Consider the following 653-nt stretch of genomic DNA (forward strand, 5'->3'; position numbering starts at 1 on the left):
GTGGCGCGCGATGCGTTCGCGCATCTCGTCGTCCCAGGGCTGCCCGGTGGCGATCAGCAGCGCGCGGTGCGTGGGCGAATCGGCCAGCCACTGGCGCGCCAGCAGCTCGGCACGGCGCGACTTGCCGCTCTTTTGGCCACCCAGGATCAGCTCGCTGGCGGCGATGGGGCCAGGGCTACTCATGGCGCCCCCCGTGGCGCATCCGGGCCGGTGCCCAGCAGGGCCGCCACCGCGCGCGGGGCCGACGGAAACCAAGCGTGGAAGTAGCTCGCGTGGATGCTGCCGTGGCGGTACAGCGCCTCGCCCGGGCCGGGCGGCCCCACGTGCGCGGGCCGCTCGGTGCGCGCACGCACCGGGGCCGGGCTGTCGCAGGTGGAGTAGTGGAAGGTGTGGCCGCGCAGCACGTGGCCGTCCACGTCCAGTTGCTGCGGCCCCAGGGCCGCCAGCCGTTTCTGCATGGCCACGCGGCCCGGCAGCAGTCCCCACAGGGGCCGGTGCTGGCCGTCGGCCAGGGTGATCGATTCGAACAGCGCCATCATGCCGCCGCATTCTGCCCACACCGCGCGGCCGGCCTGCACGTGCGCCCGCAGGCTGGCCCGCATGCCGGCGTGGCTGGCGATGCGGTCGGCATGCAGCTCGGGGTAGCCGCCGGG

At 75.0% G+C, this 653-nt stretch carries 1 protein-coding gene and 1 pseudogene; both read right to left on the minus strand.

Going from position 1 to position 653, the window contains the following annotated elements; translation table 11 throughout:
- A partial coding sequence (locus AC27IQ_RS26525; protein ID WP_487091450.1) for a bifunctional adenosylcobinamide kinase/adenosylcobinamide-phosphate guanylyltransferase occupies nucleotides 1–183 on the minus strand: 183 nt, incomplete at its 3' end.
- Nucleotides 180–653 (minus strand): annotated as a pseudogene (locus AC27IQ_RS26530) (cobyrinic acid a,c-diamide synthase); the annotation flags it as partial. The gene AC27IQ_RS26525 and the pseudogene AC27IQ_RS26530, both read right to left, overlap by 4 nt.

It is taken from the genome of Acidovorax sp. KPB24-07, assembly GCF_057543315.1.